At 59.3% G+C, this 18,122-nt stretch carries 18 protein-coding genes; 8 read left to right on the top strand and 10 right to left on the bottom strand.

Going from position 1 to position 18,122, the window contains the following annotated elements:
* The first annotated feature begins 7 nt into the window (after positions 1–7).
* The 3 genes from JFU37_RS12135 to JFU37_RS12145 are packed head-to-tail and all read left to right on the top strand — an operon-like array spanning position 8 to position 2,600.
* On the top strand, positions 8–1,081 hold the full coding sequence (locus JFU37_RS12135) for a COX15/CtaA family protein (RefSeq protein ID WP_201115521.1): 1,074 nt from the start codon (positions 8–10) through the stop codon (positions 1,079–1,081).
* Entirely contained in the window at positions 1,069–1,968 is a 900-nt protein-coding gene (gene cyoE / locus JFU37_RS12140; RefSeq protein WP_201115522.1) for a heme o synthase, read from the top strand. The genes JFU37_RS12135 and cyoE overlap by 13 nt, the downstream gene beginning before the upstream one ends.
* Entirely contained in the window at positions 1,965–2,600 is a 636-nt protein-coding gene (locus tag JFU37_RS12145; RefSeq protein ID WP_201115523.1) for an SCO family protein, read from the top strand. Before cyoE ends, JFU37_RS12145 begins: the two co-directional genes overlap by 4 nt.
* A gap of 168 nt (positions 2,601–2,768) precedes the next feature.
* Here the strand turns inward: JFU37_RS12145 and JFU37_RS12150 are convergent, their stop codons facing one another.
* From JFU37_RS12150 to JFU37_RS12160, 3 genes are all read right to left on the bottom strand, one after another.
* On the bottom strand, positions 2,769–3,542 hold the full coding sequence (locus tag JFU37_RS12150; protein WP_201115524.1) for a MetQ/NlpA family ABC transporter substrate-binding protein: 774 nt from the start codon (positions 3,540–3,542) through the stop codon (positions 2,769–2,771).
* 63 nt (positions 3,543–3,605) lie between these two features.
* A complete protein-coding gene (locus JFU37_RS12155; protein ID WP_201115525.1) occupies positions 3,606–4,280 on the bottom strand; it encodes a methionine ABC transporter permease in 675 nt (224 codons plus the stop codon).
* The gene (locus JFU37_RS12160) at positions 4,280–5,287 is read right to left on the bottom strand and encodes an ATP-binding cassette domain-containing protein (RefSeq protein WP_201115526.1); all 1,008 of its coding nucleotides are present in this window, start codon (positions 5,285–5,287) and stop codon (positions 4,280–4,282) included. The genes JFU37_RS12155 and JFU37_RS12160 overlap by 1 nt, the downstream gene beginning before the upstream one ends.
* 263 nt (positions 5,288–5,550) lie before the next feature.
* Here JFU37_RS12160 and katE point away from each other — a divergent pair, with 263 nt between their 5' ends.
* A complete protein-coding gene (gene katE, locus JFU37_RS12165) occupies positions 5,551–7,689 on the top strand; it encodes a catalase HPII (protein WP_201115527.1) in 2,139 nt (712 codons plus the stop codon).
* A gap of 119 nt (positions 7,690–7,808) precedes the next feature.
* Here the strand turns inward: katE and JFU37_RS12170 are convergent, their stop codons facing one another.
* From JFU37_RS12170 to zur, 4 genes are read right to left on the bottom strand one after another with little or no spacing between them, the layout of a single operon-like run.
* Complete coding sequence (locus JFU37_RS12170) at positions 7,809–8,525, bottom strand: PA5502 family lipoprotein (protein WP_201115528.1); 717 nt, start codon at positions 8,523–8,525, stop codon at positions 7,809–7,811.
* Between the two features lie 37 nt (positions 8,526–8,562).
* Positions 8,563–9,351 carry a zinc ABC transporter permease subunit ZnuB gene (gene znuB / locus JFU37_RS12175; protein ID WP_201115529.1) on the bottom strand — a complete coding sequence of 263 codons (789 nt, stop codon included), beginning with the start codon at positions 9,349–9,351 and terminating at the stop codon, positions 8,563–8,565.
* On the bottom strand, positions 9,344–10,129 hold the full coding sequence (gene znuC, locus JFU37_RS12180) for a zinc ABC transporter ATP-binding protein ZnuC (protein WP_201115530.1): 786 nt from the start codon (positions 10,127–10,129) through the stop codon (positions 9,344–9,346). Before znuC ends, znuB begins: the two co-directional genes overlap by 8 nt.
* Positions 10,129–10,611, bottom strand: coding sequence for a zinc uptake transcriptional repressor Zur (gene zur / locus JFU37_RS12185; RefSeq protein WP_201115531.1), 483 nt, complete (start codon positions 10,609–10,611; stop codon positions 10,129–10,131). Before zur ends, znuC begins: the two co-directional genes overlap by 1 nt.
* 66 nt (positions 10,612–10,677) lie before the next feature.
* Here zur and JFU37_RS12190 point away from each other — a divergent pair, with 66 nt between their 5' ends.
* Positions 10,678–11,598 carry a metal ABC transporter solute-binding protein, Zn/Mn family gene (locus JFU37_RS12190; protein ID WP_201115532.1) on the top strand — a complete coding sequence of 307 codons (921 nt, stop codon included), beginning with the start codon at positions 10,678–10,680 and terminating at the stop codon, positions 11,596–11,598.
* Positions 11,599–11,745: 147 nt separating this feature from the next.
* On the opposite strand, the gene JFU37_RS12195 is transcribed toward JFU37_RS12190, so the two are convergent.
* Together JFU37_RS12195 and JFU37_RS12200 are read right to left on the bottom strand one after the other, a co-directional pair.
* Positions 11,746–12,696, bottom strand: coding sequence for a homoserine kinase (locus JFU37_RS12195; RefSeq protein WP_201115533.1), 951 nt, complete (start codon positions 12,694–12,696; stop codon positions 11,746–11,748).
* Between the two features lie 58 nt (positions 12,697–12,754).
* Positions 12,755–13,045, bottom strand: a complete 291-nt coding sequence (locus JFU37_RS12200; RefSeq protein WP_201115534.1) for a DUF2782 domain-containing protein — start codon at positions 13,043–13,045, stop codon at positions 12,755–12,757.
* Between the two features lie 74 nt (positions 13,046–13,119).
* On the opposite strand from JFU37_RS12200, the gene polA reads away from it, so the two are divergent.
* Positions 13,120–15,891, top strand: a complete 2,772-nt coding sequence (gene polA / locus JFU37_RS12205) for a DNA polymerase I (RefSeq protein WP_201115535.1) — start codon at positions 13,120–13,122, stop codon at positions 15,889–15,891.
* Positions 15,892–16,284: 393 nt separating this feature from the next.
* Here the strand turns inward: polA and yihA are convergent, their stop codons facing one another.
* Positions 16,285–16,935 carry a ribosome biogenesis GTP-binding protein YihA/YsxC gene (gene yihA / locus JFU37_RS12210; RefSeq protein ID WP_201115536.1) on the bottom strand — a complete coding sequence of 217 codons (651 nt, stop codon included), beginning with the start codon at positions 16,933–16,935 and terminating at the stop codon, positions 16,285–16,287.
* Positions 16,936–17,126: 191 nt separating this feature from the next.
* Here yihA and JFU37_RS12215 point away from each other — a divergent pair, with 191 nt between their 5' ends.
* Positions 17,127–17,417 (top strand): c-type cytochrome, encoded by a 291-nt coding sequence (locus JFU37_RS12215; protein ID WP_201115537.1) that lies wholly within the window; start codon positions 17,127–17,129, stop codon positions 17,415–17,417.
* 46 nt (positions 17,418–17,463) lie between these two features.
* Positions 17,464–18,075, top strand: coding sequence for a c-type cytochrome (locus JFU37_RS12220; protein ID WP_201115538.1), 612 nt, complete (start codon positions 17,464–17,466; stop codon positions 18,073–18,075).
* Positions 18,076–18,122: the final 47 nt, after the last annotated feature.

Below are 18,122 nucleotides of genomic sequence, written 5' to 3' on the forward strand. Positions count from 1 at the left end.
CATCGTCATGGCCAAACCTGGATTTCGCCTCGCGCTGTTTGCCACCTTGCTGGCACTGATTGTGGTGTTGCTCGGCGCCTACACACGTCTGACCCACGCTGGCCTCGGCTGCCCGGACTGGCCGGGCTGCTACGGCTTTATCAGTGTGCCGAAAAGCGAAGCCCAACTGGCCCATGCCGAATTGCATTTTCCTGATGCGCCCGTGGTAGCGCACAAGGGCTGGAACGAAATGGTCCACCGCTACTTCGCCGGCACGCTCGGGCTGTTGATTTCGGTGCTGGCCGGTCGCGCCTGGGTCCATCGTCGTCATCCGGGGCAACCAGTGAAGTTGCCGCTGTTCCTGCTGGCCGTGGTGTTTGCCCAAGCGGCGTTCGGCATGTGGACGGTGACGCTCAAACTTTGGCCGCAGGTGGTGACCGGGCATTTGCTCGGCGGTTTTGCGACCTTGAGTTTGTTGTTTTTACTGACGCTGCGCCTGTCCGGAGTATTGCCGGCGCTCACCGTGCCACGGCGTTTGCAGCACTGGGCGACCGCCGGCTTACTGCTGGTGATCCTGCAAATTGCCCTTGGCGGCTGGGTCAGTTCCAACTACGCCGCCGTGGCCTGCATCGACTTTCCGACCTGCCACGGGCAATGGTTGCCACCCACAGACTTCGCCAACGGTTTTCACCTGACCCAACACATCGGCCCGAATTACCTCGGCGGGCAACTGGACAGCGATGCTCGCACGGCGATTCACCTCACTCACCGTATCGGCGCGTTGCTGGTGACGCTGGTGCTGCTCGGTCTGGCGTGGCAACTGAAGGTCGTCGGTATGACGCGTTTAGCAGGACTGGTGCTGATCGCACTGGCCGCACAAATCACCTTGGGCATCAGCAACGTGCTGTTCCACCTGCCGCTGCCGGTGGCCGTCGCGCACAATGCCGGCGGCGCAGCGCTGCTGCTGACGATGGTGCTGGTCAATTATCACGCGCGAACCAGTCTGGTTCGGGTGAAGCAGCCGACACGCTGGCGCTTCAGCCCGCGTAAACACCCAGCCGGGCCCATAACAATAAAAGGAGAGATGCCATGGCGACTCTGATCGGCGAACGTCACAGTCAGGCAATCTGGCGCGACTATCTGGAGCTGACCAAGCCGAAAGTGGTGGTGCTGATGCTCATCACCTCGCTGGTCGGGATGTTCCTTGCGACCCGCGCCGGGGTGCCGTGGACGGTGCTGGTGTTCGGCAATCTGGGGATCGCGTTGTGTGCCGGCGGCGCGGCGGCGGTCAATCACGTGGTGGACCGACGCATCGACGCAGTCATGGCGCGAACCCACAAACGCCCCCTGGCTGAAGGCCGGGTGTCACCGACCGCGGCGCTGACGTTCGCATTGGTGCTGGCGGTGCTGGGCCAGGCCTTGCTGCTGGCCTTCACCAACCCGCTGACCGCTTGGCTGACCCTTGCCTCGCTGCTCGGATATGCCGTGGTCTACACCGGTTTCCTGAAACGCGCGACGCCGCAAAACATTGTCATCGGAGGCCTGGCCGGCGCGGCCCCACCGTTGCTCGGTTGGGTCGCGGCCACCGGCCATGTCAGCGCTGAACCGCTGTTGCTGGTACTCATCATCTTCGCCTGGACCCCGCCACACTTCTGGGCACTGGCGATCCATCGCAAAGAGGAATACGCCAAGGCCGACATTCCGATGCTGCCGGTCACCCACGGCGAGCATTACACCAAGGTCCATATTCTGCTTTATACCTTCGCGCTACTGGCCGTGAGCCTGATGCCCTACGTCATTCACATGAGCGGTGTGCTCTACCTGATTTGCGCCCTCGTCCTGGGCGCGAGGTTTCTGCAATGGGCCGTCGTGCTGTACCGTGGCACTCGGCCGCACGCGGCGATCAACACCTTCAAGTACTCTATCTACTACTTGTTCCTGCTGTTTATCGCCCTGCTCGTAGACCACTACTTACTGTTGAACCTATGACTCGAACTCAGAAAACCGTCTTCATCCTCGTCGCCCTGATCGCGCTGGTTCTGGGCCTGACCATCAACAAAGTACTGTCCGGCAAGGGCCAGGGCGACCCGACTCCACTGATCGACGCCGGGATCATCCTGCTGCCGCAAAGCCGCAACCTGCCGGACGTGACCATGACCGATCAGGACGGCAAACCGGTGGCCGTCAACGAGCTGAAAGACAAGTGGAGCTTGCTGTTCTTCGGCTACACCTTCTGCCCTGACATCTGCCCGACCACCCTCGCCCAGCTGCGCCAGATCAAGAGCGAACTGCCACCGGAAGCGGTGGCCAAATTGCAGATCATCCTCGTCAGTGTCGACCCGAATCGCGACACGCCCAAGCAGCTCAAGCAATACCTGGGTTACTTCGATCCGCAGTTCATCGGCCTGACGGCCTCGTCGGTGGACGACATTCAGAAACTGGCCAACGCGGTGAGCATTCCGTTTATTCCAGCAGATACCAGCAAGCCGAATTACACGGTTGACCACAGCGGGAACCTGGCGGTGATCGGGCCGGACGGGACCCAGCGTGGGTTTATTCGCGCGCCGTTGAATAACACCAAGTTGGTGGCGCAGTTGCCGGTGATGCTTAAACGCAAGTAAGCACACGCCATAACCCCTGTAGGAGCGAGCTTGCTCGCGAAGGTGTGTCAGCTGCAGTGATGTCGACTGACACTCCATCGCGAGCAAGCTCGCTCCTACAGGGGTTGTGTTTCAGGCATAAAAAATGGGGCGCATTTGATGCGCCCCATTTTTTATTAACGCTTCAGATCAGAACGCCGGCACGACCGCGCCTTTGTACTTCTCGAGGATGAACGCCTTCACTTCCGGGCTGTGCAGGGCAGCAACCAGTTTCTTCATCGCGTCGCTGTCTTTGTCGTCCGGACGAGCCACCAGAATGTTCACGTAAGGCGAGTCGCTGCCTTCGATGATCAGAGCATCCTTGGCCGGATCAAGCTTGGCTTCCAGCGCGTAGTTGGTGTTGATCAGTGCCAGGTCGACCTGGGTCAGCACGCGCGGGATGGTCGCGGCTTCCAGTTCGCGGATTTTCAGGTCCTTGGTGTTTTCGGTGATGTCCTTGACGGTCGACAGGATGTTGTTCGAATCCTTCAACTTAATCAGGCCGGATTTTGCCAGCAGCAACAGCGCACGGCCGCCGTTGGTGGCGTCGTTCGGGATGACCACGTTGGCGCCACCCGGCAGCTCGGCCAGGGTTTTGTACTTGCTGGAGTACGCGCCCAGTGGTTCCAGGTGTACGCCGGCAACAGCCACCAGGTTCGTGCCTTTGGCCTTGTTGAACTCATCGAGGTACGGCTGGTGCTGGAAGAAGTTTGCATCCAGGCGCTTCTCGGACACTTGCACGTTCGGCTGGATGTAGTCGGTGAAGACTTTGACCTTCAGGTCCACGCCTTCTTTGGCCAGGGCCGGTTTAACGAATTCGAGGATTTCTGCGTGCGGGACCGGGGTGGCCGCGACGGTCAGCGTGTCGGCAGCGTGAGCAGAAAAGGCTGCAACGGCAGCGAACGCGACGAGTAGTTTTTTCATTCAGCTAACTCCTTGTTGAGGCGCCTGTTTGCGGCGCCTGCCAGCGAATGGCCGGCTCAATTGTCATTTACGAGAGAAGTGGACCACAAGCTTATCGCCAACGGTCTGCAGTACTTGAACCAGCACCAGCAACAACACGACGGTGACCACCATCACATCGGTCTGAAAACGCTGGTAACCGAAACGGATCGCCAGGTCGCCCAGACCACCAGCGCCAACCACACCGGCCATTGCCGTGTAGGACACCAGTGTAATAGCTGTCACCGTAATCGCCGCGAAGATGCCCGGGCGGGCTTCTGGCAGCAGGGCATTGATGATGATCTGCCGCGTCGTCGCGCCCATGGCCTGGGTCGCTTCGATGATGCCGCGGTCGACTTCACGCAGCGCGGTTTCCACCAGTCGTGCGAAGAACGGCGTGGCGCCCACCACCAGCGGCGGAATCGCACCGGCAACACCGAGGGATGTGCCGGTAATCAACACGGTGAACGGAATCATCACGATCAGCAGAATGATGAAGGGCAGCGAACGCAGAATGTTCACCACCAGCGACAACATCGCGTAAACGCCTTTGGCTTCCAGCAACTGGCGCGGGCTGCACAGGAACAACAGCACGCCCAAGGGCAGGCCCAGCAAAACGGTGAACAACAACGAACCGCCAAGCATCAGCATCGTGTCGCCGGTTGCCAGCCAGATTTCGAACCAGTCGATATTGGAGAAGAAACTCATCAGGGCTTCCATCAGCGCAGCACCTCCATGTGGACGTCAGCTGCGGTGAAGTGGGCGAACGCTGCTTCCATGTCGCCGCCGGTGACGGCCAGGGTCAATTGCCCGTAGGGAATGTCTTTGATGCGATCTATACGACCGGCCAGGATGCTGTAGTCCACACCCGTTTCCCGAGCGACAGTACCCAGCAATGGCGCGTAGGTCGCTTCGCCTTGGAAGGTCAGACGCACGATGCGGCCTGGCACGTGAGCGAAGTCGTCGCGCTGTTCGCTTTCGTCGATCTGCTCGTCTTCTTGCACGAAGCGTTTGGTGGTCGGGTGCTTGGGATGCAGGAACACCTCGGCCACCGAACCTTGCTCGACAATCACGCCAGCGTCCATCACGGCCACTTGGTCGCAGACGCGACGGATCACGTCCATCTCGTGGGTGATCAGGACGATGGTCAGCTTCAGCTCGCGGTTGATCTCGGCCAGCAATTGCAGGACCGACGCCGTGGTCTGCGGGTCCAGGGCGCTGGTGGCTTCGTCGCACAGCAGGATTTTCGGCTTGGTGGCCAAGGCACGGGCAATGCCGACGCGCTGCTTCTGACCACCGGACAACTGCGCCGGGTACTTTTTGGCGTGGTCGGACAAACCCACTCGTGCCAGCAATTCAGCCACACGCAGGTCGATCTCGCTGCGCGACAGTTCGCCGGCGAGGGTCAGCGGCAGCGCGACGTTATCGGCCACGGTCTTGGAGGCCAGCAGGTTGAAGTGCTGGAAAATCATCCCGACCTGCTGACGGAAACGTCGCAGGCTGTTGGCGTCAAGCGCGGTGACTTCTTCGCCGTCGACGATGATCTTGCCGCCACTGGCGTTTTCCAGGCGATTGATCAGACGCAGCAGGGTACTTTTTCCCGCGCCGGAATGGCCGATCAGGCCGAAGACCTGACCGTTCTCAATCGTCAGATTGGTCGGATGCAGGGCGGGAATATCCTTACCGGCGACGCGGTAGGTTTTATGGACGTTTTGAAACTCGATCACGTAGCGAACCTTGTGGGGCGCGTTAGAAAAGGATCAGCGGTTAGCCGGGCGCGCATTTTAGCCTGTCCGTATAGAGGTTATTAGCATTTATTCCGCATTCAACCTTCGATTTGGCAATAACGCGATCAAAGGTCAGAAAAAAGGAACGGCTAAAAACGTCATCAGTCACTAATTAGGCAACTCGATAACGCCCCCGGTGCCGTGCCTGGGGTATTGCTCAAGAGTCCTGGCTACGGCGGGAATCGCACGAGGAGTTACGTCTGATGAGTACTAAAAAGCCTGCCGCCCCAAAAAGTGCACTGGCCGGGACCGACACCCTGGACCGCGGCAACACCAATGCCAAGCTCGACAGCCTGGAGAAATTCCGCTCCGACGCCACTGAACAAGCCCTGCGCACCAACCAGGGCGTGAAGGTTTCGGACAATCAGAACACCCTGAGGGCCGGCGCCCGCGGGCCATCGCTGCTGGAAGATTTCATCATGCGTGAAAAAATCACGCACTTTGACCATGAGCGCATTCCCGAGCGCATCGTCCATGCTCGCGGCACCGGCGCTCATGGTTACTTCCAGACGTATGAAAACCATTCCGTCCTGACCAAGGCCGGTTTCTTACAAGACCCGGGTAAGAAAACCCCGGTCTTCACGCGCTTTTCCACGGTGCAAGGCCCTCGCGGGTCAGGCGATACCGTGCGGGACGTGCGAGGTTTCGCTGTGAAGTTCTTCACCGACGAAGGCAACTTCGACCTGGTGGGCAATAACATGCCGGTCTTTTTCATTCAGGACGCAATCAAGTTTCCTGACTTCGTGCACGCGGTCAAACCCGAGCCGCACAACGAGATGCCTACGGGGGGCTCGGCTCACGACACTTTCTGGGATTTTGTCTCGTTGGTGCCGGAATCGGCGCACATGGTGATCTGGACCATGTCCGACCGGGCGATCCCGAAAAGCCTGCGCAGCATGCAGGGCTTCGGGGTGCACACGTTCCGCCTGGTCAATGCCGAAGGCAAATCGCGCTTCGTCAAATTCCACTGGCGCCCTACGGCCGGGACCTGCTCACTGGTGTGGGATGAGGCGCAGAAGCTCGCCGGCAAAGACACCGACTTCCACCGTCGCGATCTCTGGGAATCGATCGAGATGGGCGACTACCCGATATGGGAACTGGGCGTACAGATCATTGAAGAGGAAAACGAACACACCTTCGATTTCGACATTCTCGACCCCACCAAGCTGATCCCGGAAGAGCTGGTCCCCATCACGCCTTTGGGCAAAATGGTCCTCAACCGCAATCCGGACAATTTCTTCGCCGAAACCGAACAGGTCGCGTTCTGCCCTGGCCATATCGTGCCGGGAATAGATTTCTCCAACGATCCTTTGCTGCAAGGACGGCTGTTTTCCTACACCGACACGCAGATCAGCCGACTCGGTGGGCCGAACTTTCACGAGATTCCGATCAACCGTCCCGTATCACCGTTCCACAGCGGCCAGCGGGACGCGTTGCACCGCACCACCATCGATAAGGGTCGCGCGTCATATGAGCCCAACTCCATCGACGGTGGCTGGCCGAAAGAAACGGCGCCAGCTGCACAGGATGGCGGCTTCGAGAGTTATCCGGAGCGCATCGACGCGAACAAAATCCGCCAGCGTAGCGAATCGTTCAGCGATCACTTTTCCCAGGCACGGCTGTTTTTCCACAGCATGAGCAAGCACGAGCAGGAACACATCATCGCGGCCTACAGTTTTGAGCTGGGCAAGGTGGAGCGCGAGTTCATCCGTGCGCGTCAGGTGAATGAGATCCTGGCCAACATCGATCTGGAACTGGCCAAGCGTGTGGCGCAGAACCTTGGGTTGCCGGTACCGAAAGCAGGAACCGTCGACGTACGGAAATCCTCACTGGACCACTCGCCAGCCTTGAGTCAGGCCAACTTGCTTCCGGCGGACATCAAAACCCGTAAAGTGGCCATTCTTGTCGCCAACGGTGTCGATCGCGCTGCGATTGATGCGATGAAAAAAGCACTGGTGGCTGAAGGAGCTCACGCCAAACTGCTCGGTCCGACGTCCGCCCCCGTAACGGCCGCCGATGGCAAGGCGCTGCCAGTCGATGCATCGATGGAAGGGTCGCCTTCCGTGGCGTTCGACGCGGTGTTTGTGCCAGGTGGCGCTGCATCGATCAAGGCGTTGAGCGGTGATGGTGTGGCGCTGCATTACCTGCTGGAGGCGTACAAGCATTTGAAGGCGATTGCGCTGCAGGGCGAGGCAAAGCAGTTGCTGGATGTGTTGAAACTGGAGGCTGATGCGGGGCTGATCGTGGGAGCGGACGCCAAGTTGATCAAACCGTTTTTTGCCGCGATCGGGCAGCATAGGGTTTGGGATCGGGAGCCTAAGGCCAAGGCGATTCCGGCTTAAGATCTTTGTTGTTTGAAAGGGTGCTATCGCGAGCAAGCTCGCTCCCACAGGGTTTTGGGTGGATCACAATTTTGTGATCACCTTGACCCACTGTGGGAGCGAGCCTGCTCGCGATGCTTTTAAGGCTTGCGCGGACTCAAAACCATCTGCGCCGAAATGTTGCGCAGGATCTGCTTTTCCAGATTCAGATCAAACCCGGAATCCAGCTTCTTCACCCGCTTGGTCAGCAAGGTGGCCAACCACGGGTAATCCTCAGTACGCGGCGTCTGAATGCTCACATCGCACTGATAATTCACCACATCGGCGGCGATAGCATCCAATTGCCGGCGAAGTTTGACCATATCGTTTACGTTCAGCGCAACCGTGGTGCTTTGCGCCGTCGGATCAATGACTTTCGCCTTTGACTTGGCTTCTGCAGCATTGAGCGCCGCCTCTGCTTTATCCAGCTCAGCCTTGCGGGCATTGACGATGGCGTTGTTCACACCCCCGGTCAGCGCCGGAGCCTTGGGCATCAATGCCCGGGCGCGGCTGAGGGCCGTGGCGGCGGCGTTCACGTCACCTTTTTGCAGCACGATCTGGCTGCGGAGCAGATAGGCTTCAGCCAATTGGCGCTGGTATTGCTCAAGGGATTGATCGTTGGGCGACTGGGCCTGCAAGGCAGCCAGCTGATCTTCGGCGGTGGCCAGCTCACTGCTGGCGAGACTTTGTTCCAGTTGTGCGATGGCCGTAGCCCGTGCATCGGGGGTCTCGGTGGCCGCCGGTGGCGTGCTTTGGCAAGCGCCCAGCAGCAGAGAAAATGCGACAAGGAGCAGATAACGGGAGGCGAACAACTTCATTCCTGCGACTCTCTATTTGCGCAAAAAACGAGCAAGTCTACACCCCTCGACGGGGCAGGACAAAACTCAGCAGAAACAGTGCAGCGGCCGCCACCACAATCGATGGGCCCGCCGGGGTGTCCTTGAACCAGGACAGCGCCAGCCCGCCACACACCGCGAACATACCCAGCAGGCTTGCGCCCAATGCCATCTGCTCCGGCGAGCGTGCGTGACGCTGTGCCGCAGCCGCCGGGATGATCAGCAACGAAGTGATCAGCAACACACCGACGATTTTCATCGCCACGGCAATCACAACGGCAATCAGCAGCATGAGCGTCAAGCGCAATGCCGCCACCGGCAAACCTTCTACCTTGGCCAGTTCTTCATGCACCGTGATCGCCAGCAATGGTCGCCACAACGTGACCAACAGCGCCAGGACTGCCGCGCTGCCCCCGAGGATCCATGCCAGATCAGTCGGGCTGATCGCCAGCAGGTCGCCGAACAGATACGCCATCAGATCGATCCGCACTTCATGCATGAAGCTTAGTACCACCAGGCCCAATGAGAGTGTGCTCGGTGCGAGAATTCCCAAAAGCGTGTCGGACGCCAGTGGCTGGCGCTGCTGCAACGTCACCAACAACACCGCCAGCAGCAGACAGCCTACGGTGACCGCCACCGTCGGGCTGACATCCAGCAGGAATCCCAACGCCACGCCAAGCAAGGCCGCGTGAGACAGGGTGTCGCCGAAATAGGCCATGCGCCGCCAGACCACGAACGAACCCAGTGGGCCCGCCACCAACGCCAGGGCCAGACCTGCAAGCAGGGCGTAGAGCAGAAAATCAGCCATGCTTGCAGCTATCTCCATGAACGTGGGGTTGAGCCGACAGGCCCGCGCTGACCACAGAGCCATGCAAGTCATGAGCATGGTCGTGGTGGTGGTGATAAATCGCCAGGCTTTGTGCGTTCTTTCCGAAGAGTTCGACGAATGCGGGATCGCCGCTGACCTGTTCCGGGTGCCCGGAGCAGCAAACGTGGCGATTCAGGCAAACGACCTGGTCGGTGGTGCTCATCACCAGGTGCAGATCGTGGGACACCATCAACACGCCGCAGCCGTGACGGTCGCGCAATCGCGTGATCAGGCTATACAGTTCGGCCTGACCTGCCACATCGACGCCTTGCACAGGCTCGTCGAGCACCAGCAACTCCGGCTCACGCAACAGAGCCCGAGCCAGCAGCACGCGCTGCATCTCACCGCCGGAAACACTTTGCACCGGGCTATCAATCACCTGCTCGGCGCCGACTTCCTTGAGTGCCGCCAATGCCCGCGCACGATCCACGCCCGGAACCAGGCGCAGGAATCGCAGCACCGACAGTGGCAGGGTCGGATCGACGTGAAGTTTTTGCGGCATGTACCCGACCCGCAATTTCGGCTTGCGCCAGACACTGCCGCTGTCCGGTTTCAACAGACCAAGCACGGCGCGCACCAGCGTCGTCTTACCGGCGCCGTTGGGCCCGATCAAGGTGACGATCTGCCCCGGCTCCACGCTCAGCTCGATGTTATCCAGCACGTTTTGCCCGGCGAAGGTGACGGCAACCTGCTCGAGGCGGATCAGCGCGTTACTCATCAGGCCCCCTGGCAACCGGCGCAGAGCCCGACCACTTCAACGGTCTGGCCTTCGACGACAAACCCGACATCCTTGGCGCTACCGATGATGGCGTCGCTGATTGTTTTTTGCTCGAGCTCGATGGCGGCATGGCATTCGCGGCAGATCAGGAATTGACCTTGGTGGGCGTGTTCCGGGTGATTGCAGCCGACGAAAGCGTTCAGCGAGGAGATACGGTGCACGAGGCCGTTTTCCAGCAGGAAATCCAGTGCGCGGTACACGGTCGGCGGCGCGGCGCGGCGGCCGTCCTGCTCGCTGAGGACCGCCAGTATGTCGTAAGCCCCCAGCGGCTTATGGCTTTGCCACACCAGTTCCAGCACCCGCCGGCGCAAGGCAGTCAGGCGCAGGCCTTGCCGTGCGCACAGGGCATCGGCCTCAGACAGAGCGCTATGGACGCAATGAGAGTGGTCGTGGGGACGGCTGGCAATCGGTGTTTTAGGCATGAGCGGCGACGAGTTTTGTGAGAGACGTTATTATGTTACCCGTTCTCGCCTCTTCGAGTGGTCATCGTGTCCCGACTTTTTTCTATCTTTGTCGCATTTATCGCAAGTTTTCTGCTGATTGGCTCGGCCCACGCCGAAGTCAAAGTGCTCACCAGCATCAAGCCTCTGCAGTTGATCGCCGCTGCGGTGCAAGACGGCGTGGCGATTCCGGAAGTGTTGCTGCCGCCCGGCGCATCGCCCCACAACTACGCCTTGCGCCCTTCCGACGTACGGAAGGTACAGTCGGTGGACCTGGTGTACTGGATCGGCCCGGACATGGAAGGTTTCCTGCCTCGCGTGCTGAAGGGTCGTACGCTGCCGAGCGTCGCCGTGCAGGATTTGCCTGGCTTGAAATTGCGCCGCTTCGCCGAAGACAGCCACTCCCACGCCGAAGAGGCAGACGAGCATGACCACGACCACCGTCCCGGCAGCCTGGATGCGCATTTGTGGTTGTCGCCGGTCAATGCTCGGGTGATTGCCACGAAAATGGCCTCAGACCTGAGTGCCGCCGATCCGGCGAATGCCGCACGTTATCAGAGCAACCTGAAAGCATTTGATGAACGCCTCGACGCGCTGGACCTGCGCCTGAAATCGCGTCTGGCTGGCATCGCCGACAAACCTTACTTCGTGTTCCACGAAGCGTTCGACTACTTCGAAGACGCCTACGGCCTCAAGCATACCGGCGTGTTCAGTGTTGCTGCCGAAGTCCAGCCTGGCGCCCAACACGTCGCTGCGATGCGCGCGCGCTTGCAGGAAGTGGGCAAGACTTGCGTGTTCAGCGAACCGCCGTTGCGTCCGCGCCTGGCGGAAACGCTGGTAGCGGGTTTGCCGGTGAAACTGGCGGAGCTGGATGCGTTGGGCGGATACACGCCAGCGACCGCTCAGGGGTATGAGCAGGTTCTGGAAAAGCTGGGGAATGATTTGGCGGGGTGCCTGGAGTCGTTGTAACCGACACAAAACCTGTGGGAGCGAGCTTGCTCGCGAAGGCTGCATTACATTCAACATCAATGTTGCCTGACCCGCCGCTATCGCGAGCAGGCTCGCTCCCACATGGACCGCATGAGTCCTGTGGGAGCGAGCCTGCTCGCGAAGCTTTTAAAGGGCAAAAGGCAACGGTGTGTTGACCTTCTGCCGCTGCGCCAAGCGCTGCTGAAACTCCATGGGATCGTGAATCAACACGTCCTGGCCGGCGAAAGACTCCGCCGCAATCAAGCGCGACAGCCAGAACCGCACGCATGCCACCCGCAGCAGGGTGGGCCACAACTCGGCCTCGGCAGCCGTGAAGGGTCGCAGAGCGGCATAGGCCCCGAGCAATGCCCGCGCCCGCGCGCCGTCGATCACCCCGTCCTCGTCCGAGCACCAGTCATTCAAGGCAATCGCTACGTCGTACAGCATCGGCCCCGAGCAAGCATTGTAGAAATCGATCAACCCGGTCAGGTGGGTGCCTTCGAACATCGCATTGTCGCGGAACAGATCCGCGTGGATGTTGGCACGTGGTAATGCCAGAATTTTCGTTTTCTGCTGTGTGATCTCGTCCAGAGCCCGCTGTAGCAAATCGCTCTGCTCGGCATTCAGGTGCGACAGAAACTGCGTGCCCTCTTCCAGCATCCAGTCCAGCCCGCGATCCGTCTTGCGCTTGATCATGTTGGCCTGGGTTGCCAGATGCAGATGGCCGAGCAACTCGCCCACCTGAGCGCAATGCTGTGCGTTGGCTTCCTTGATGTGTTTGCCCGCCAGGCGCGGCTGCAACAGCGCCGGCTTGCCCGCCAGTTCGCGCAGGGCGATACCATCAACGGTACGCAGCGCATACGGCACCGGAAGGTCGGCCTCATGCAGCACGTCGAGCAGCTCGATGAAGAACGGCATCTCCTGAACCGGTCCGCGCTCGACCAGGGTCAGGACAAACTCGCCCTGCTCCATGCTGATGAAGAAGTTGGTGTTTTCGCTACCGGCGGCAATTCCCTGGAAATCAAGCAGGCGGCCGAGCCCATAAGGGGCGAGAAAGGTTTCCAGCTCGGGCCGAGCCAGGGGGGTGAACACAGACATGTTTAAACTGCCAGTACGGGCGCCGACCTGTCAGCAAGCGCCAATTGAAATTAAGAAACTACTTCCACTCAAAGATTTTCCACGACGGAATCAGCATATCCGGCTGATCCGAGCGGATGAAGTTTGCATCTGTGCCGTCCGCGCGCACCAGAAAATACGGCGGTGCGCCCTTCGGCGTGACCTTGATCGCATACAGAAAACCGTTTTGACGGTACTCCTGAATGACCTTGTCCCCTTCCGTGCGGATTGTAACTTCCGGCTCTGGGGTTGGCGCATCGTCCGCCGCCATGACGGCCAATGGAGTAAGCGCAAACAAGCCAGCCAGCAACAGGCGATTTAGTGTGCACATGATAACCTTGTCCCTTTGTCGTCAACGGTCCCGCTATTCTAGCGCCGGACCCGCCGAAAAGGTTGATCCTGCTCATGAGCCAAGCCCCCCTCGTCCTGGTGGACGGTTCTTCTTATCTGTACCGCGCCTTTCATGCCCTGCCGCCGCTGACCACTTCCAAAGGTCTGCCGACCGGCGCGGTCAAAGGCGTGCTGAACATGCTCAAGAGTCTGCGCAAGCAGTATCCGGACAGTCCGTTCGCCGTGGTGTTCGACGCCAAGGGTGGGACTTTTCGCGATGACATGTACGCCGAATACAAAGCCAACCGTCCGAGCATGCCTGACGACATGCGCGTGCAGATAGAGCCACTGCACCAAAGCGTGATCGCTTTGGGCTTCCCGCTCCTATGTGTCGAAGGCGTCGAAGCCGATGACGTGATCGGCACGCTGGCCCGCAGCAGTGCCGCCGCTGATCGTCCGGTCATCATTTCTACCGGCGACAAGGACATGGCGCAGCTGGTCGACGGCCACATTACCTTGGTCAATACCATGACCGGTAGCAGCATGGACGTGGAGGGCGTGAAGGAGAAATTCGGCGTCGCTCCAGAGCAGATAATCGATTATCTGGCACTCATGGGCGATTCTTCCGACAACATCCCGGGCGTCCCGGGTATCGGTCCGAAGACCGCTTCCGGCCTGCTAGTGGGCGTAAACGGCGGTTTGACCGAGCTCTATGCACAGCTTGATATCGTTCCGACCCTGCCAATTCGCGGCGCCAAGACCCTGCCGGCCAAGCTTGAAGAACACAAAGAGATGGCCTTCCTCTCTTATCAGCTGGCGACCATCAAGATCGACGTGCCGCTGGACGTCGGCCTCGACGACCTGCAAATGGGCAAGCCCGATCACGACAAACTCGCCGAGCTCTACACCTTGCTCGAATTCAAGAGCTGGTTCGATGAGAACCAACGTGATGCCAAGCGTTCCGGCCAGGAAGTCACCGCCCCGGTGCTTGAAGAAGCTGTCGTCGATACCGAACTCAAGTACACCACGATCCTCACCCAGGCCGATTTTGATCTCTGGCTCAAGAAACTGAACGACGCCAAGCTGATTGCCTTCGACACCGAAACCACCGGTATCGATGCGCAGCAGGCTCAACTGGTGGGTCTGTCCTTTGCGGTGAAAGCCAACGAAGCGGCCTACATCCCGCTGACCCATTCCTACATGGGCGTGCCAGATCAACTGGATCGCGACACCGTACTGCGGGCACTGAAGCCGATTCTGGAAGACCCGAACAAACTCAAGGTCGGCCAGCACGCCAAGTTCGACATGAATATCCTGGCCAACTGTGCCATCGGTGGTGATCAACGTTGCGGCATCACGGTACAAGGCATCGCTTTCGACACCATGCTCGAATCCTACGTGCTGGACTCCACCGCGACCCGCCACGACATGGACAGCCTGGCGCTCAAATACCTGAACCACACCACAACCAGCTTCCAGGACATTGCCGGCAAAGGCGCCAAGCAGCTGACGTTTGACCAGATTTCTCTGGAACTGGCCGGGCCATACGCCGCCGAAGACGCTGACGTGACGCTACGCCTGCACCAAACCCTGCAAGAAAAACTCAACGCCATTCCGAGCCTGAGCAAGGTGTTGAGCGAAATCGAAATGCCACTGGTGCCGGTGCTGGCGCGGATCGAACGCCAGGGCGCGCTGGTCGACGCCAACCTGCTGGGCATCCAGAGCGTTGAACTGGGCGAAAAGATGGTTGCCCTTGAACGCGAGGCGTTTGCCATCGCCGGGGAAGAATTCAACCTGGGCTCGCCGAAGCAATTGGGCGTGATCCTGTACGAAAAACTCGGCCTGCCGATCCTCAGCAAAACTGCCAAGGGCCAGGCTTCAACTGCCGAAGCGGTACTGGCGGAACTGGCCGAACAGGATTTCCCGCTGCCCAAGGTGCTGATGCAGTACCGTTCGATGAGCAAGCTGAAAAGCACCTATACCGATCGCCTGCCGGAGCAGATCAACCCGCGCACCGGGCGAATCCACACGTCTTATCATCAGGCTGTTGCGGCGACCGGGCGGTTGTCGTCCAGCGATCCGAACCTGCAGAACATTCCAATCCGTACCGCCGAAGGTCGTCGGATTCGTCAGGCATTCGTTGCGCCAAAAGGCTACAAATTGCTGGCTGCGGACTATTCGCAGATTGAACTGCGGATTATGGCGCACCTGGCCAAGGACGAAGGCTTGCTGCACGCCTTCCGCAATGATCTGGACGTGCACAAGGCCACTGCCGCCGAAGTCTTCGGGGTGGAACTGGCAGAGGTCAGCACCGACCAGCGACGCAGCGCCAAGGCGATCAACTTCGGTTTGATCTATGGCATGAGTGCGTTTGGCCTGGCCAAGCAGATCGGCGTCGATCGCAAGCAATCCCAAGCCTATATCGACCGTTATTTCGCTCGCTACCCAGGCGTGCTGGCGTACATGGAGCGCACGCGTGCCCAGGCCGCCGAACAAGGGTTCGTCGAAACGATCTTCGGTCGTCGCCTGTACCTACCGGAAATCAACGCGAAAAACCCGGCCTTGCGCAAAGGTGCCGAACGCACCGCGATCAATGCCCCGATGCAAGGCACTGCAGCGGACATCATCAAGAAAGCCATGGTTGCAGTGGATAATTGGCTGACAACCTCGGGCCTGGACGCCAAAGTCATCCTGCAAGTGCATGATGAATTGGTGCTTGAAGTGCGTGAAGATTTGGTCGACCAGGTTCGTGAAGAAATTCGCATGCACATGAGCGATGCCGTGACGCTGGACGTACCGCTTCTGGTGGAGGTTGGTGTAGGAAATAACTGGGATGAGGCTCACTGAGCCGCCTTTGTAGGAGCGAGCTTGCTCGCGAAGAACGAAAAGGCGCCGCGTTCAACCAGGCGGCCCGCGTAATCGTTAACGTCCATCGTCGGAACGCCGCCCGGAACAAGCTCGCTCCTACAGGACGCATGTGCCGCGGCAGAAACCGGGCGAAGGGCGCTTAGTTCGGAAGGCGATTTGGGTTATTCCAAACGCATTGGTAAAAAATCTGAACTAATCTTGCGAACCACCACTCAGAGTTACTGAATGGGTGGTGAAGCCCTTCGATGCTCCTAATGTTGTGTTAAGTGTTGGCAGATATCTGGACCCCGCCCTAGCGGTCTAGAACTTGAACCCCGGAACTTCCCCCTCCCCATAAGAAGTCCGGGGTTTTTTTTGCCCGACTTTTAACGATCAAACGCCAGGCTGGGCAACCTCGGCGCCCTTGTCCGCCAATTCCATCCAGCCCGCCAGTACAGTGTAGGCGTCTTCCAGGCCCATGCGTTTTGGCGCCGAGAACAGCTGGATGCTAATGGCATCGCCCCAGCCCTTACGAATGTCCGACTGCACCTTAAGCAGGACGTTTTTCGCCGCGCCGTAGGTCAGTTTGTCCGCTTTGGTCAGCAGAATGTGCATCGGCATGCCGCTGGCAACGGCCCAATCCAGCATCAGCAGGTCGAAGTCGGTCATTGGATGGCGGATATCCATCATCAAAATCAGACCTTTCAAACTCTCGCGTCCGCCCAGATAGGCTTCCAGGTGACGCTGCCAGTGCAGCTTCAACGGGATAGGTACTTTTGCGTAACCGTACCCCGGAAGGTCGACCAGACGACGATCATCGTCTAGCTTGAAGAAGTTCAACAGCTGTGTGCGCCCCGGCGTTTTCGAGGTTCGCGCCAGGCTGGCGTGCGTCAGGGTGTTCAGCGCACTGGACTTGCCGGCGTTGGAACGCCCGGCGAAGGCCACTTCAAAGCCTTCGTCGTCGGGACATTGGTCGACTTTGGCGGCGCTGAGCATGAAGGTGGACTGTTGGCACAGACCGAGGATGGGATTCTTGAGTTGCATGAGATTTCCGATGTGGGCGGCGCCGGGAATGGACGCGGCAAGCGGTGTCGTTTCCGTTTCAGTGACGCCAGTATATAATGCCGCAGATTTTGTGTGCGCTTTGTCCCAGCGTAGGATGAAGTTCACGAGAGCGATTGACCTTGATTGCGCACTAGAACGCAGCACGCTCTCAACCCTGAAAAGGTCGTTTTATGACGAAATGGCTGCTAGCTGCCGGTGTCTTGATGCCGCTTTACAGCGCTCAGGCTACACAGGATCCGGAAGCTGTGTACAACCGTGTTTGTGGTGCCTGTCATTCCGGCCAACTACCCATGGCGCCTCAAAAGGGCGATCAGGAAGCTTGGACGCCGAGGTTGGCGAAAGGTATGGGGACGCTGGTGCAACACGTGACCCAGGGTTTCAAGGCGATGCCGCCGCGTGGTTTGTGCATGGACTGCAGTGCCGAGGATTACCGAGCAATCATCCAGTGGATGAGCGAGTGATTCCGGTCCATAACTCTTTAACCCTTAGCCGTAGTTGGATTAGCTGATGAACAAATTGATCGTGAGTCTGCTGTTGACCGTGGGGATCTCCGGCATTGCCCATGCTGCAGGTGATGCGACTGCTGGTCAGGCGAAAGCCGCAGTATGTGGCGCCTGTCATGGCCCGGATGGCAACAGCATGGCGCCTAACTTTCCGAAACTGGCAGGTCAGGGCGAGCGTTATCTGAACAAGCAGCTGCACGACATCAAGTCCGGCAAACGTACGGTACTGGAAATGACTGGCCTGCTGACCAACCTGAGCGATCAGGACCTGGCCGATATCGCCGCTTACTTCTCCAGCCAGAAAGGTAGTGTGGGCGCCGCCGACCCGAAAGTCGTGGCTCGCGGTGAAGCTTTGTTCCGCGGTGGCGATCTGGCCAAGGGCCTGCCTGCTTGCACCGGATGCCACTCGCCAAATGGCGCAGGCAACGCGGCTGCCGGCTTCCCGCACCTGGGTGGCCAGCATGCTCAGTACGTCGCCAAGCAGCTGACCGAGTTCCGTAAGGAAGACGGTGGTCGCACCAACGATGGTGATACCAAAACCATGCAGACTATCGCCAAAAGGCTGAGCGACGAAGATATCGCAGCAGTGTCCAGCTACATTCAAGGCCTGCACTAAGACCGGTGAATCGAGCGTTGCGAGAGGTGCACATCTCCTGCAACGTT

Origin of the sequence: Pseudomonas sp. TH41, from assembly GCF_016650695.1 — a bacterium.
Lineage (GTDB): Bacteria > Pseudomonadota > Gammaproteobacteria > Pseudomonadales > Pseudomonadaceae > Aquipseudomonas.

Coding starts and splice junctions, on each gene's coding strand:
- JFU37_RS12200 (WP_201115534.1), bottom strand. CDS start 13,045: ATGTGCACACTAAATCGCCTGTTGCTGGCTGGCTTGTTTGCGCTTACT.
- JFU37_RS12170 (WP_201115528.1), bottom strand. CDS start 8,525: ATGAAGTTGTTCGCCTCCCGTTATCTGCTCCTTGTCGCATTTTCTCTG.
- JFU37_RS12215 (WP_201115537.1), top strand. CDS start 17,127: ATGACGAAATGGCTGCTAGCTGCCGGTGTCTTGATGCCGCTTTACAGC.
- znuB (WP_201115529.1), bottom strand. CDS start 9,351: ATGGCTGATTTTCTGCTCTACGCCCTGCTTGCAGGTCTGGCCCTGGCG.
- katE (WP_201115527.1), top strand. CDS start 5,551: ATGAGTACTAAAAAGCCTGCCGCCCCAAAAAGTGCACTGGCCGGGACC.
- zur (WP_201115531.1), bottom strand. CDS start 10,611: ATGCCTAAAACACCGATTGCCAGCCGTCCCCACGACCACTCTCATTGC.
- yihA (WP_201115536.1), bottom strand. CDS start 16,935: ATGCAACTCAAGAATCCCATCCTCGGTCTGTGCCAACAGTCCACCTTC.
- cyoE (WP_201115522.1), top strand. CDS start 1,069: ATGGCGACTCTGATCGGCGAACGTCACAGTCAGGCAATCTGGCGCGAC.
- JFU37_RS12220 (WP_201115538.1), top strand. CDS start 17,464: ATGAACAAATTGATCGTGAGTCTGCTGTTGACCGTGGGGATCTCCGGC.
- JFU37_RS12150 (WP_201115524.1), bottom strand. CDS start 3,542: ATGAAAAAACTACTCGTCGCGTTCGCTGCCGTTGCAGCCTTTTCTGCT.
- JFU37_RS12145 (WP_201115523.1), top strand. CDS start 1,965: ATGACTCGAACTCAGAAAACCGTCTTCATCCTCGTCGCCCTGATCGCG.
- polA (WP_201115535.1), top strand. CDS start 13,120: ATGAGCCAAGCCCCCCTCGTCCTGGTGGACGGTTCTTCTTATCTGTAC.
- znuC (WP_201115530.1), bottom strand. CDS start 10,129: ATGAGTAACGCGCTGATCCGCCTCGAGCAGGTTGCCGTCACCTTCGCC.
- JFU37_RS12135 (WP_201115521.1), top strand. CDS start 8: ATGGCCAAACCTGGATTTCGCCTCGCGCTGTTTGCCACCTTGCTGGCA.
- JFU37_RS12155 (WP_201115525.1), bottom strand. CDS start 4,280: ATGGAAGCCCTGATGAGTTTCTTCTCCAATATCGACTGGTTCGAAATC.
- JFU37_RS12195 (WP_201115533.1), bottom strand. CDS start 12,696: ATGTCTGTGTTCACCCCCCTGGCTCGGCCCGAGCTGGAAACCTTTCTC.